Raw genomic sequence first — 13,983 nt, 5'->3', positions numbered from 1 at the left:
GTCCGCCCGGCGCCTCCCGCCGTCCGGCCGGGTCGCTGACCGGTCCGAGCCTAGGGACCGCCGGCGCCGCCGCCGACCCTCCGAAGGGGGAGATCCGCCGGCCACCCCGCCCGACGAGCGGGTCGCCGGCGGGTGGTCCACTGGGGCGGTGGCAGTCGACGCCCAGGGGTTCCCCGTCACCCGCAGCCCCGCGGGCGTCGCCCGCTCCGCCCGCGCGGCACGCGACCTCGCCGCCCTCGACACCCGGGTCTCCGGCTGCCGCGCCTGCCCGCGGCTGGTCACCTGGCGCGAGGAGGTCGCCCGGGTCAAGCGGGCGTCCTTCCGCGACGAGGAGTACTGGGGCCGCCCGGTGCCCGGGCTCGGCCCGGCCGACGCCCGAATCGCCGTCGTGGGGCTGGCGCCGGCCGCGCACGGCGGCAACCGCACCGGCCGCGTCTTCACCGGCGACCGCAGCGGCGACTGGATCTTCGCCGCGCTGTGGCGGGCGGGGCTGGTCAACCAGCCGACGTCGACGCACGTCGGGGACGGCCTGGAGGTCACCGGCGTGCGCATCGCCGCCGCGGTCCGCTGCGCGCCGCCGGACAACGCCCCGACGCCGGCCGAGCGCGACACCTGCTCCCCGTGGCTGGCCCGCGAGCTCGCCCTGCTGCCGCGGCTGCGGGTCGCCGTCGTCCTCGGGGGCTTCGGCTGGACGGCGTTGTGGCCGGTGCTGGCCGCGGCCGGGTACGCGCTGCCCCGGCCGCGGCCGGCGTTCGGCCACGGCGTCGAGGTCACCGTGTCCGGACCGCGGGGGGAGCTGACCCTGCTCGGCAGCTACCACGTCAGCCAGCAGAACACCTTCACCGGCCGGCTCACCGAGCCGATGCTCGACGCCGTCCTGGCCCGGGCCACGGAGCTCGCCGGCAGCGGCGCCGCGAGGGGGGAGGACGGGTCCGTCCGCCCCTAGGCTGGCCCCATGGCGTCTCGCCCGGGTCCCACGTCCCGTCCGGTGGTGCTGGTCGTCGGCGGCGGCTACGTCGGCCTCTACACGGCCCTGCGGCTGCAGAAGCGGTTGTCACGGGGCGGGGCCGAGGTGGTCGTGGTCGACCCCCAGCCGCACATGACCTACCAGCCGTTCCTGCCCGAGGCGGCGGCCGGCTCGGTGGAGCCGCGTCACGTGGTCGTCCCGCTGCGGCGCACGCTGCCGCGCTGCCGGGTGGTCACCGGCGCCGTCGTGGGGCTCTCGCACGCGCAGCGGCGGGCCCGCGTCGCACCCGCCGAGGGTGCCCCCTACGACCTCACCTACGACGTGCTGGTGATGGCCGCGGGGTCGGTGGCCCGCACGCTGCCCATCCCCGGGCTGGCCGAGCACGGCGTCGGCTTCAAGACCGTCGGCGAGGCCATCTACCTGCGCAACCACGTGCTGGCCCGGCTCGACGCGGCCGCCTCCACCGACGACCCCGCCGTCCGCACGCGCGCGCTCACCTTCACCTTCGTCGGCGGCGGCTACGCCGGCATCGAGGCCTTCGCCGAGCTCGAGGACATGGCGCGCTACGCCGTCGTGAAGTACTACCCGCGGCTGTCCCCCGGCGACATGCGGTGGGTGCTGGTCGAGGCGACGGGGCGGATCCTGCCCGAGGTGGACCTGGACATGGCCGCCTGGACGGTCAAGCAGTTGACCGCCCGCGGCATGGACGTGCGGCTCAACACCCGGCTGGAGTCGGTGTCCGACGACGGTGTCGTCCGGCTCAGCGACGGCGACTCCTTCGCCAGCGACACGCTGGTGTGGACCGCCGGCACCAAGCCCAACCCGGTGCTGGCGCAGACCGACCTGCCCCTCGACGAGCGCGGGCGGGTGCGGTGCGAGGCCACGCTGCAGGTCAGCGGGCTGGAGGACGCCTGGGCCGCCGGTGACCTCGCCGCCGTCCCGGACCTCACCAAGGACGACCCCGGCGCCACCACCGCGCCCAACGCCCAGCACGCCGTCCGGCAGGCCAAGCGCCTGGCCGACAACGTCGTCGCGGTGCTGCGGGGCGGTCAGCCGCGGCCCTACCGGCACGCCTACGCCGGGTCGGTGGCCAGCCTCGGCCTGCACAAGGGCGTGGCCCAGGTCTACGGCGTCAAGCTCAAGGGCTGGCCGGCCTGGTTCATGCACCGCACCTACCACGTCAGCCGGGTGCCGACGTTCAACCGCAAGGCGCGGGTGGTCGCCGACTGGACCCTGGCCTCGGTGTTCCGCCGCGAGGTCATCGCGCTGGGCCAGCTGCAGGACCCGCGCCGCGAGTTCGTCACCGCAGCAGGGCTCGGCGGCACCGGGCAGCTGCCCGCTCCCTCCGCCGCCGACCGCGCGCAGGTCAGCTGATTGCCCTCGCGGGCCGGCGGCCCGTTCCCGCCCCCGTGGCCCAATCGGCAGAGGCAGGCCCCTTAAAAGGGTCGCAGTGTGGGTTCGAGTCCCACCGGGGGCACACGATCGACGGCCCACTACACCATGGACCGAAGAAAAGACAGGTCTTGACGCGCGCGGTGACCCAAATGACAGGGTGACCCCTCGTGAGCACCGGAGCTCACTCCGTACGCGAGGAGAGTCGTCCATGACCCAGGTCCACCCGTCCCGCCGGTCACGGCTCGCCGTGATCGGTAGCGCCGGCGTGCTCGCGCTGGCCGGGAGCGTGGTCGCTGCGCTGCCCGCCGGTGCCGCCGGCGGCTGCGAGACCCGCAACAACAACACCGTCGCCAAGCTGACCGAGTGCGTCACCCTCGAGGGCGTCACCGAGCACCTCGAGGCGTTCCAGGAGATCGCCGACGCCAACGGGGGCAACCGCGCCTCGGGCACCGCGGGCTACGACGCCTCGGTCGACTACGTGAAGGACCGGCTGGAGGCGGTCGGCTACGACGTCACCGTCCAGCCGTTCGACTTCCCGTTCTTCCAGCTGCGGAGCAGCTCGTTCAGCCAGGTCGCCCCGGCGCAGGCGACGTACACCGCGGGCACCGACTACGCGCCGATGACCTACACAGGTCCCGGGACGGTCGATGACGACGTCGTCACCCCGGTCGACCGGGGCTCGGGCACCAGCGGGTGCGAGGCCGCGGACTTCACCGGCTTCGCCGCCGGGACGGTGGCGCTCGTCGATCGGGGCAGCTGCGCGTTCGCCGTGAAGGCGGCCAACGCCGCGACCGCCGGGGCCACCGCGGTGATCGTCGTCAACAACGTGCCCGGCCTGCTCAACGGCACCCTGGGCGCTCCCGGCATCCGCATCCCGGTCGTGGGCGTCACCCCCGAGCTGGGAGGCACGCTCGCCGGCACGACCGTCGACCTCGCGATCGACTCGACCAGCGAGACGCGCACCACCGAGAACGTCATCGCCGAGCTGCCCGGCCGCACCTCGGACAACGTGGTCATGGCCGGTGCCCACCTCGACTCCGTGCTCGCGGGTCCGGGCATCAACGACAACGGCTCCGGCAGCGCAGCGATCCTCGAGGTCGCCGAGAACATCACCAAGGCCAAGCTGACGAACACCGTCCGCTTCGCCTGGTGGGGCGCCGAGGAGCTGGGCCTGCTCGGCTCGAACCACTACGTCGGTGCCCTGACCCCGGAGCAGCGGGAGCAGATCGGGCTCTACCTAAACTTCGACATGGTCGGGTCGCCGAACTTCGCCCGGTTCATCTACGACGGCGACCAGTCGGCCTTCACCGCGCCGACCGGCGTCACCGTGCCCCCGGGCTCGGACCAGATCGAGTACGTCTTCGAGGACTTCTACGAGGCCCGCGAGCTGACGTACGAGGCCACCGAGTTCAGCGGCCGCAGCGACTACCAGGCGTTCATCAACAACGGCATCCCCTCCGGTGGCCTGTTCACCGGTGCGGAGGGCGTCAAGACGCCGCAGCAGGCCCTGGCCTACGGCGGCACCGCCGGCCAGTCCTACGACCCGAACTACCACCGGGCCGGGGACACGATCGAGAACGTCGACCCGAAGGTCCTCGACCAGAACTCCGACGCCATCGCCTACGCGGTGCTCATCCTCGCCTACGACACGGCGCGGGTGAACGGGGTGGCCGGCCGGCCGGTCCCGGGTGGCACGTTCGAGGGTGACCCCGACGCCCGTGAGTTCCGCCAGCCCTCGGGCAAGGAGGTCGGTGGCGGCGGCCTCTCCCCGGACCACGGCCACGACCACGACCACGACCACGGTGGGGTCGAGGTCTGACCTCCTCGGTGCCGGCAGCCGTGGCGCCGTCCCCACCCGGGGGCGGCGCCACGGCCGTCTCCACCACCGTCGGGTGACCCCCCGGGGATGCGGAACGCGCAGGCCCCCTGCAGCGTTACAGGGATCGAGTGGGGTGTGAGGACGCAGCCCACCGACCGACCAGTCACCTCGAGGAGATGACGATGCCCAGCCACAACCCCGTCTTCGGCCGGGGCTTCGCCAACGCCGCCTCCGGCGGCGGTCAGCAGGGCTACGGCGCTCCCGGCTACGGCCAGCAGTACGGGCAGCCGTACGGCCAGCAGGGCAACGCCGCTCCCGGCTACGGCGCGCAGTACGCCCAGCCCTACGGCGCGCCGCAGGGCTACGGCCAGCCCTACGGCGACCAGCAGTACGGCGCCCCGGCCCCGGCTCCGTTCAGCCCGCCGGCCACGCGCTACATGACGATGGACGACGTCGTCCAGAAGACCGGACTGTCGTTCCTCGTCACCGTCCTGGCCGCCGCCGCCGTCTGGGCGATGCCCGGGCAGGCCGCCTGGGGCCTGGCCCTCCCGGCCGTGCTCGTGGCCTTCGTCCTGGGCCTGGTGATCGCCTTCAAGCAGATCGCCAACCCGGTGGCCACGTTGGCCTACGGCGCGCTCTACGGTGTCGCGCTCGGCGCCATCAGCGAGGCCTTCAACAGCATCTACCCCGGCATCGTCGTGCAGGCGATCATCGGCACGTTCGGCGTCTTCGCCGGCATGCTGGTCGTCTACAAGACCGGCGCCATCCGGGTCACCCCCAAGCTGACCCGCTGGATCGTCGGCGCCCTGTTCGGCGTCCTGGCGCTGGTGCTCGTCAACCTGATCGCCAGCTTCTTCACCCCGGGCGGTCTGGGCCTGCGCGACGGCGGCCCGCTGGCCATCGTGTTCAGCCTCGTCGTGATCGGTGTGGCGGCCTTCTCGCTGCTGCTCGACTTCGACATGGCCGACCAGGCCATCCGCCGCGGCGCCCCGGCGAAGTTCGCCTGGTACATCGCCTTCGGCCTGCTCGTCACGGTCGTCTGGCTGTACCTGGAGATCCTGCGGCTGCTGTCCTACTTCCAGGACAACTAGCGCACTGACGACAGTGGCCCGGTCCCCTCACGGGGGCCGGGCCACTGTCGTGTCCGGGGCCGGTGAGCCGGCCTCGGACGGGTTCAGGAGAGGCGCTCGAGCACCATGGCCATGCCCATGCCGCCACCGACGCACATGGTCTCCAGGCCCAGGGTCTTGTCCTCGGTCTGCAGGCCGTTGATCAGCGTGCCGGTGATCCGGGCACCGGTCATGCCGAACGGGTGCCCGACGGCGATCGCGCCGCCGTGCACGTTGAGCTTGTCGATGTCGATGCCCAGGTCGCGGTAGCTGGGGATGACCTGCGCGGCGAACGCCTCGTTGATCTCGACGAGGTCGATGTCGTCGATGGTCAGGCCGGCCCGCTGCAGCGCGAGCCGCGAGGCGTCGACCGGGCCGTAGCCCATGATCTCCGGCGAGAGGCCGGTCACCGCGGTCGAGACGATGCGGGCCAGCGGGGTCAGGCCGAGGTCGCGGGCCTTGGTGTCGCTCATGACCACCACGGCGGCCGCGCCGTCGTTGAGCGGGCAGGCGTTGCCCGCGGTGACCCGGCCGTCGGGGCGGAAGACCGGCTTGAGCCCGGAGAGGCCCTCCAGCGTGGTCCCGGCGCGCGGGCCGTCGTCCTTGCTGACGACGGTGCCGTCGGGGCTGGTGACCGGGGTGATCTCCCGCTCCCAGAAGCCCTCGGCGATGGCCTTCTCGGCCAGGTTCTGGCTGCGGACGGCGAACTCGTCCATGTCCTGCCGGGTCACGCCCTTGAGCAGGGCCAGGTTCTCGGCGGTCTGGCCCATCGCGATGTAGACGTCCGGGACGTCGCCGGCCTCCCGCGGGTCGGTCCAGGAGTCCGCGCCGCTCTCGGCGACCTTGGCCACCCGCGCCTCGGCGTCGCCGAACACCGGGTTCTTGGTGTCGGGCAGCGAGTCGCTGTTGCCCTTGACGAAGCGCGACACCATCTCGACACCCGCGGAGACGAACACGTCGCCCTCGCCGGCCTTGATCGCGTGCATCGCCATGCGCGTCGTCTGCAGCGACGAGGAGCAGTAGCGGGTGATGGTGGTGCCGGGCAGGTGGTCCATGCCCAGCAGCACGCTGACCACGCGGCCCATGTTGTAGCCCTGCTCGCCGCCGGGCAGGCCGCAGCCGAGCATCAGGTCGTCGATGTCGGCGGGGTCCAGCGCCGGCACCTTGTCCAGCGCCGCGCGGACGATGGTGGCGGCCAGGTCGTCGGGGCGGAGGTCCTTGAGCGACCCCTTGAACGCGCGACCGATGGGGGAGCGCGCGGTCGCGACGATGACGGCTTCGGGCATGGGGTCCTCCGCATTGAGGCGGGCTCCCGGCCGGGGAGCACCGGGTGTCGGGTCACCCCGGAAACTACCCCTGGGGAGACCGGGGACCGCCGGTGCGCCCGGGACGCCGCAGCGCTGTGGTGCGCGTCACGGCGCGCTGGAGACCGGCACCTCCGCCACGGCCTCGCGGACCTCCTCGGGCGTGGGCAGCTCGGTGGGTCGGCGGCGCAGCAGCCGCGCCCAGGTGCCCAGCGGACCGGTGCTCGAGCCCCGCACCTCGGTGGCGCGGACCTCGGTGCCGGGGCGCCCCGCGGCGCGGGCGGCGGCCCGGGCGACCGGGCGGACGCTGCCGCGACGCTCGCGGCGTCGCTCGTCCCGGGCCGGCCAGACGCCGACGGCGTCGGCGAGGGCGGGCAGCAGGACCGCGGCGGCCGCCGCGTAGCCGGCGGCGCTCGGGTGGAACTCGTCGATGCTGAACAGGGTCCGGTCCTGGGCGAAGGAGGGACCGAGCACCGACCCCAGGGAGACGGTGCGGCCGCCGGCCTCGACGACGGCGATCGTCTGCGCCGCGGCCAGCTGCCGGCTCCACCGCCGCGCCAGCAGCCGCAGCGGCTGGCCGATGGGCCGGATGGTGCCGAGGTCGGGGCAGGTGCCGACGACGACCTCCGCGCCGGCCTCCCGCAGCCGCCGCACGCAGTCGGCCAGGTGGCGCACCGAGACCGCCGGCCGGGTGCGGGTGGTGACGTCGTTGGCGCCGATCATGATCAGCACGAGGTCGGGGCGCTGGGCCACGGCCTGCTCGACCTGCGGGTCCAGCTCGCAGGACTCCGCGCCGGACACCGCGAGGCGGACCAGCCGCACGGGGCGCTCGGCCAGCTCGGCCAGGGCCGCGGCGAGCAGCACGCCCGGCGTCTCGGCGGCCCGCTCCACGCCCAGCCCGACGGCGCTGGAGTCGCCGAGCACGGCGAACACGAGTGGCTTGGCGCGGCCGCGGGTCCGGCCGTAGACGCCGTCGCCGGGGGGCGGTGGCTGCTTGGCGGTCCGCGCCTCCACCCGGCGGCGGGCCGACAGGGCCTCCCAGCGCAGCAGGGCGAGCAGGCCGGCACCGGCGAGGCCGACCCCGCCACCGCCGTAGGCAGCGGCGGTCACCAGCCGCCGTGCCCTGCTCGCTCGAGTCACCGCCACCCCGATCGTCACACGCTGCGACCACCTGTCCTGCAGGCTAGCGAGCCTCTACGGTGCGCTCCGTGTCCGAATCCCCCGTGCGGGTGGCCTCCAGGGGAACGTCGGGTGACCGGTCGCGGCTGATCGTCGACGTCCTGGTCGAGGCGTTCTCCGAGCTGATGGCCGCCGACGCCGACGCCTTCCGTACCAAGTTCCGCAAGATGGCCGCCGACCCGTTCGCCTTCTACCGGGGCAGCGCGTGCCTGTTCTACGCCGACATGGACGTCCTCGAGGACCGGTGGGCCGACGAGCGCACCAGCCGGGTGTGGATCCAGGGCGACCTGCACGCGGAGAACTTCGGCACCTACATGGACGGCGCCGGGCGGATCGTGTTCGACGTCAACGACTTCGACGAGGCCTACGTCGGCCACGTCAGCTGGGACCTGCGCCGGTTCGTCGCCAGCTTCGCGCTGCTCGCCTGGCGCAAGGCGCTCGGTGACGACGTCATCTCCGACCTGCTGCGCACCTACCTGACCGCCTACCTCGACCAGGTCGCGGCCTTCGCCCGCTCCGACGACGACCGCTCCTTCGCCCTCACCGCCGCCGACACCGAGGGCGCGGTCCGCGAGGCGATCCTGGAGACGACGACGCGCACCCGCGCCGCGCTGCTGGACCGGATGACCGTCGTCGAGCGGTACCAGCGGCGCTTCGCCGACGGCGGCCGCACCCGCAGGCTCGACGACGACGAGCGCGACCGCGTGCTGGCGGCCCTGGACCGCTGGCGGACGACGGTGGTGCCGCCGGTGCGCCGTCGCGACGTGGCCTACGACGTCAAGGACCTGATCGGTACCGGCGGCTTCGGTATCGGCAGCGCGGGCCTACCCGCCTACAACGTGCTGCTGGAGGGCTACGACCAGGCGCTGGAGAACGACGTCGTCCTGTCCGTCAAGCAGGGCAACGTGGCCGCGCCCAGCCGCGTCGTCCGGGACCCGGCGATCGCGGGCTACTTCGAGCACCACGGGCACCGGACGGCGGTCAGCCAGCGGGCGCTGCAGTCCAACGCCTCGCAGTTCCTCGGGCACACCGAGATCGACGGCGTCGGCTTCGTCGTCCAGGAGCTCTCGCCCTACGAGAACGACCTGGACTGGGAGGACCTCACCGAGCCCGAGGAGATCGCCCCGGTGCTGGCGCAGCTGGGCCGGGCGACGGCGAAGATGCACTGCGTCGGGGACGCCGACAGCGACCACACGCTCGTCGACTTCCAGGTCGAGGAGGCGATCGGGGCGATGGTGGGCGACCGCCGCGCGGAGTTCCTCGACGACCTGGTGGCCTTCGCCCACGCCTACGCCCGGCAGACGCAGGAGGACCACCGGCTCTTCGTCGACGCGTTCCGCGCCGGCGCGATCCCGGGGGTCAGCTCGACCGGCTCGCACCCGGTCCGCCCGCGCCGGGCATAGGGAGCTCTCCGCACGTCCCCGCCGCCGGGACGTGCGGAGAGCTCCCATGCCTCACCGGGCCCGCCGCCCCTTCCGGGAGCGCAGATAATCCGCCACCACGTACTCGCCGAGCCGGTCGCTGTCGGGGGTGAACACCCGACCGCCGGCCCGGGCGGTGATGTCGTGGACGAAGTGCACCAGGCTCGGCTCCGGGTCGAGGGCGAAGACGTTGAGCGTCGCCCCCGACCGGGCCACCCGCTCGACCTCGGCGACGGTCCGGGCGATCGTCTCCGGCATCGGCGGCCAGCAGAAGTACGGGGTGCCGTCGTCCTCCAGGTGGGCGGTCGGCTCGCCGTCGGTGACGACCAGGACCACCGGCTCGGCGTCGCGGTGCCGGGCGAGGAAGCGCCGGGCCAGCATCAGGCCGTGCTGCAGGTTGGTGCCCTGCAGCGTGTCGACGCTCAGCTCGGCCAGCGTCTCGGGCCGCAGCACCTGCGCGGTGGAGGAGAAGCCGATGATCTGGATGGCGTCCTGGGGGAACCGGGTGGTGACCAGGGAGTGCAGCGCCATCGCCGTCGACTTCGCCGCGCCCCAGGTGCCGCGCAGCGCCATCGAGTAGGAGAGGTCGACCAGCAGCGCCACGGCCGCGCCGGTGCGCCGCTCGGTCTCCACGACCTCGAAGTCCTCGACGGCGATCCGCACCCGCCGGTCCTCGCGGGGCTCCCCGGCGGTGCGCAGCACGGCGTTGCGGACCGTGCGGACGACGTCGAGGGGCTGCTCGTCGCCGAAGTGCCACTCGCGCGAGGCGCCGGTCAGCTCCCCGGCGGCCCCGGCGTCGGCGACGTCGTGCTCGCCCCGGCCGGTGGCGTCGAGCTTGGCGAAGACCCGCCGCAGCGCCGTCGCGCCCAGCCGGCGCACCGCCTTGGGGGAGAGCTCCAGCTTGCCGTCCCGCCGGACGAGGTGACCCTGCCGCTCCAGCTCCCGCTCGAGCTGGCGCAGCGCGGCGAGGTCGTCGACGGCGTCGCGGCCCAGCGCCTGCTCGAGCAGCTCCTCGTCGACGTCGGCCAGCGAGGCGCCGGCGTAGCCCTGGGAGAGCTGGTTGGACAGCGCCTCGAGGTCGGCGAGCTCGGCGACGGCGCTGGTCGCGTCGCCCAGGCCGAGCGCCTGTTCGCCGTCGGGGACCTGCCCGCGCTGACCCCACGGCAGGTCGGGGCGGGCCTGCCGCAGCGCGTCCTGCAGGTGGGCCATCTCGCTGGCCAGGCCCAGGTCGGACATCGTCTGGGCCATGAGGTCGGCCAGCTCCGCCCGCTGCTCGGGGGAGAGGCCGGCCATCATCCGCTCCTGCGCGGCGGCCCGGCGGGCGAGGGAGTCGATCAGCTCGTCCACCGACTGCGGGTCGTCGGGGAAGAACTGCCCGTGCTTCTCCATGAACTCGCGGAACCGCTCGTCGGTGTCCTCGCCGCGGTTGTGCGCGTCGATCAGCGAGGAGAGGTCGGCGACCATGTCCCGCACCGCCTGCACGTCCTGCTCGGTGGCGTTCTGCAGCGCCTGCTTCATGTTCGCGAAGGAGCTGTCGAGCACCTCGCGGCGCAGCAGGTCCTGGATCTGTTCGTAGGCCTCCCGGGCCTCGGCGGAGCGGAACGGGTAGTCCTTCAGCGCCCGGACCGCGCCCGCGGTGTCCTGCGGCAGCGCGTCGAGCTCGGCCTCGGCCAGCCGGGCGGCGTCGTCGGGGTCGGGGAACAGCTCGCGGCGCTCGGCCTCCAGCGCCCGGTCGAGCAGCTCGCGCACCTCCTGGAGCGTGCCGTCCATCCGGCCGGCGGTGCGTGCCTGCCGCAGCCGCTCGCGGACCGACCGGCGCAGCTCGTCCAGGCCGCGCCGGCCGTCCATGCCGCGGCGCAGCAGCTCGCGCAGCGCCTCGCGCACGCCGCTGCCGCCGAGCACCGAGTCGCCGATCTCGTCGACGGCGCTGCCGAGGTCGTAGGGCGGGGCGAGCGGATCGGGGCCGCCCCGCCAGCGGCCGTACCGGTACCCCCTGCCGGGGCGTGGGCGGGCCACCGTCAGGCCCCGTACACCGTGCGGGTGCCGTCGGTGTCCTTGGCCAGCCGGCGGGTGAGGTACAGCCCCTCGAGGGCGAACTCCACCGCGGCGGCGGCCTGCTCGGCCGACTGCTCGCCCTCCGGGACGCCGAGCCGCCCGAGCAGCTCGGCCAGTCGCGGGATGGTGCCGAGCTGGCCGAGCAGCGCCGCGCCGGGCACGAGCTCGCCGGACTCGACGGTCTCCCCGCCGGTGAAGTGCTCCTGCAGGCCGGTGAGGTCCAGCCCGCCGCAGCGGGCGCGGAAGGTCTGCGCGGTCGCCTGCCGCAGCAGGTGCTCGAGGACCTCCAGCTCGCGGTCGTCGTCGGGGTCGCTGCCGGCGTCGGCGAACTCGACCTTGCCGCGGCTGGCCGGCACGACGCTCGGCAGGTCGACCACACGGGCGACCGGCCGGGTCTCCCCGGCGACGGCGGCCCGGCGGACGGCGGAGGCGGCGACGGTCTCCAGCCCGGCGATGGCGAATCGGGCGCTCACGCCGGAGCGCTGGTCGACGTGGCTGGACTCGCGGACCAGCCGGGTGAACCGGGCGACGATCTCCAGCAGGTGCTCGGGGACGACGGGCGCGTCGAACGCGTCGTGCCCGCTCGGTGCGCCCAGCCCGCTGGTCCTCGCCTCCTGGCGCAGCAGCCGGATCTCGTCGGCGAGCTCGATCGGGTAGTGGGTGCGCACCTCGGCGCCGAAGCGGTCCTTCAGCGGGGTGATGATCCGCCCGCGGTTGGTGTAGTCCTCGGGGTTGGCGCTGGCCACCAGCAGCAGGTCCAGCGGCAGCCGCACGCGGTAGCCGCGGATCTGGATGTCGCGCTCCTCGAGCACGTTGAGCAGCGCGACCTGGATGCGCTCGGCGAGGTCGGGCAGCTCGTTGACGCTGAAGACGCCGCGGTTGGTGCGGGGCACCAGGCCGTAGTGCACCGTCTCGGGGTCGCCCAGCGTGCGGCCCTCGGCGACCTTGATCGGGTCGACGTCGCCGATGAGGTCGCCGACGCTGGTGTCCGGGGTGGCCAGCTTCTCCCCGAAGCGCTCGCTGCGGTGCAGCCAGGTGACCGGGGTGTCGTCGCCGAGCTCGGCGATCCGGCGGCGCGCCCAGGCGCTGATCGGGGCCAGCGGGTGCTCGTTGAGCTCGCTGCCGGCCAGGACCGGGGTCCACTCGTCGAGCAGGCCGACCAGGGTGCGGATCAGCCGGGTCTTGCCCTGGCCGCGCTCGCCGAGCAGGACGAGGTCGTGGCCGGCGATGAGGGCCCGCTCGACCTCGGGGACGACGGTGTCCTCGAAGCCGACGATGCCGGGCAGGGTGGGCTCGCCGGCGCCGAGGCGGGCGAGCAGGTTGGCGCGGATCTCGGCCTTGACCGGCCGGGCGACGGCTCCGGAGGCGCGGAGCTCGCCGAGGGTCGTGGGTGCGGGTGGGGTCTGCGCAGGTGCGACGTCCGTCACTCCAGCCACGGTACGACCACCTGCGACGATCCGGGAACGCCTGCGGGTCACGGGCCTGCGAGGATCGGCGGCGTGGGGACGGAGCTGGTCTGTGGGGACGACGTCGCGGCGGCCGCCGCCCTGCTCGACGGCGTCGTCCGGCACACCCCGCTCGAGCACTCGCGGGCGCTGGCCGAGCGGGTGGGCGGGCCGGTGTTCCTCAAGTGCGAGAACCTGCAGCACACCGGCTCGTTCAAGTTCCGCGGTGCCTACACCCGGCTGTCCCGGCTCTCCGCGGAGGAGCGGGCGCGCGGCGTGGTCGCGGCCAGCGCCGGCAACCACGCGCAGGGCGTGGCCCTGGCGGCCCGGATGCTCGGCATCCGGGCCACGGTGTTCATGCCCGAGACCGCGCCGCTGCCCAAGGTGGCGGCGACGCGGGGCTACGGGGCCGATGCCCGCCTGACCGGGGCCGACCTGACCGACGCGCTGGCCGCGGCGGTCGCGCACGCGCAGGAGACGGGCGCGGTCTTCATCCACCCCTTCGAGCACCCCGACGTCATCGCCGGGCAGGGCACCGTCGGCCTCGAGGTCCTCGAGCAGTGCCCCGACGTCGCCACCGTCGTCGTCTGCACCGGCGGCGGCGGGCTGGTCTCCGGCGTGGCCGCGGCCGTCAAGGAGCGCAAGCCGGGCGTGCGGGTGGTCGGCGTGCAGGCCGCGGCGGCCGCCGCGTTCCCCGGCTCGCTCGCGGCCGGCCGGCCGGTGGCGCTGTCCGGGATGGCCACGATGGCCGACGGCATCGCCGTCGGGTCTCCCGGTGACCTCACCTTCGCGCACGTCCGCGACCTGGTCGACGAGGTCCGCACCGTGACCGAGGAGGACATGTCCCAGGCGCTGCTGTTCTGCCTGGAGCGGGCCAAGCTCGTCGTCGAGCCGGCGGGGGTCGCCGCGGTGGCCGCGGTGCTGGCCGCCCCGGGCGCCTTCGAGCCGCCGGTGGTCGCGGTCGTCTCCGGCGGCAACATCGACCCGGTGCTGCTGCTCAAGGTCGTGCAGCACGGCATGGCCGCGGCCGGCCGCTACCTGCGGCTGCGGCTGCGCGTGCCCGACCGGCCCGGCTCGCTGGCCGCGGTGCTGTCGGTGCTGGCCGCTGCCGGCGCCAACGTGCTGGAGGTCGAGCACGAGCGGACGGCGACCCGCCTCGACCTCGGCCAGGTGGAGGTCTTCGTCGTCCTCGAGACCCGCGGTCCCGACCACGCCCGGTCGGTCACCGCCGCCCTCGAGGAGGCCGGCTTCGCCGTCGCGGAGGCCTGAGCGATCAGTTCCGCGCCGCC

The 13,983-nt window shown here is 74.2% G+C and carries 10 protein-coding genes and 1 tRNA gene; 7 read left to right on the top strand and 4 right to left on the bottom strand.

The features are described from left to right. Positions 1-148 precede the first annotated feature (148 nt). The 5 genes from ACI79V_RS04885 (at position 149) to ACI79V_RS04865 (ending at position 5,272) form a co-directional block, all read left to right on the top strand. Complete coding sequence (locus ACI79V_RS04885) at positions 149-946, top strand: uracil-DNA glycosylase (protein WP_456887314.1); 798 nt, start codon at positions 149-151, stop codon at positions 944-946. Positions 947-955: 9 nt separating this feature from the next. Then, on the top strand, positions 956-2,341 hold the full coding sequence (locus ACI79V_RS04880) for an NAD(P)/FAD-dependent oxidoreductase (protein WP_456887313.1): 1,386 nt from the start codon (positions 956-958) through the stop codon (positions 2,339-2,341). A 29-nt stretch (positions 2,342-2,370) separates the two neighbouring features. Beyond that, a tRNA-Leu gene (locus tag ACI79V_RS04875) sits at positions 2,371-2,444 on the top strand. 126 nt (positions 2,445-2,570) lie between these two features. Further along, positions 2,571-4,181 carry a M28 family metallopeptidase gene (locus tag ACI79V_RS04870; RefSeq protein ID WP_456887312.1) on the top strand — a complete coding sequence of 537 codons (1,611 nt, stop codon included), beginning with the start codon at positions 2,571-2,573 and terminating at the stop codon, positions 4,179-4,181. 176 nt (positions 4,182-4,357) lie between these two features. Continuing rightward, positions 4,358-5,272, top strand: coding sequence for a Bax inhibitor-1/YccA family protein (locus ACI79V_RS04865; RefSeq protein WP_456887311.1), 915 nt, complete (start codon positions 4,358-4,360; stop codon positions 5,270-5,272). Between the two features lie 83 nt (positions 5,273-5,355). On the opposite strand, the gene ACI79V_RS04860 is transcribed toward ACI79V_RS04865, so the two are convergent. Then, positions 5,356-6,576, bottom strand: a complete 1,221-nt coding sequence (locus ACI79V_RS04860) for an acetyl-CoA C-acetyltransferase (RefSeq protein ID WP_456887310.1) — start codon at positions 6,574-6,576, stop codon at positions 5,356-5,358. A gap of 126 nt (positions 6,577-6,702) precedes the next feature. After that, on the bottom strand, positions 6,703-7,704 hold the full coding sequence (locus tag ACI79V_RS04855) for an SGNH/GDSL hydrolase family protein (RefSeq protein WP_456887309.1): 1,002 nt from the start codon (positions 7,702-7,704) through the stop codon (positions 6,703-6,705). A 98-nt stretch (positions 7,705-7,802) separates the two neighbouring features. On the opposite strand from ACI79V_RS04855, the gene ACI79V_RS04850 reads away from it, so the two are divergent. After that, positions 7,803-9,176 carry a DUF2252 domain-containing protein gene (locus ACI79V_RS04850; RefSeq protein WP_456887308.1) on the top strand — a complete coding sequence of 458 codons (1,374 nt, stop codon included), beginning with the start codon at positions 7,803-7,805 and terminating at the stop codon, positions 9,174-9,176. Positions 9,177-9,227: 51 nt separating this feature from the next. On the opposite strand, the gene ACI79V_RS04845 is transcribed toward ACI79V_RS04850, so the two are convergent. Further along, on the bottom strand, positions 9,228-11,210 hold the full coding sequence (locus tag ACI79V_RS04845) for a VWA domain-containing protein (protein ID WP_456887307.1): 1,983 nt from the start codon (positions 11,208-11,210) through the stop codon (positions 9,228-9,230). Between the two features lie 2 nt (positions 11,211-11,212). Beyond that, positions 11,213-12,676 (bottom strand): magnesium chelatase, encoded by a 1,464-nt coding sequence (locus ACI79V_RS04840; protein ID WP_456887306.1) that lies wholly within the window; start codon positions 12,674-12,676, stop codon positions 11,213-11,215. Between the two features lie 72 nt (positions 12,677-12,748). Between ACI79V_RS04840 and ilvA the strand changes: the two genes are divergently transcribed. After that, the gene (gene ilvA, locus ACI79V_RS04835) at positions 12,749-13,963 is read left to right on the top strand and encodes a threonine ammonia-lyase (RefSeq protein WP_456887305.1); all 1,215 of its coding nucleotides are present in this window, start codon (positions 12,749-12,751) and stop codon (positions 13,961-13,963) included. Positions 13,964-13,983 lie beyond the last annotated feature (20 nt).

The organism is Geodermatophilus sp. SYSU D00700, assembly GCF_054050255.1.
This window is presented reverse-complemented; position numbering and strand designations above follow the sequence as displayed.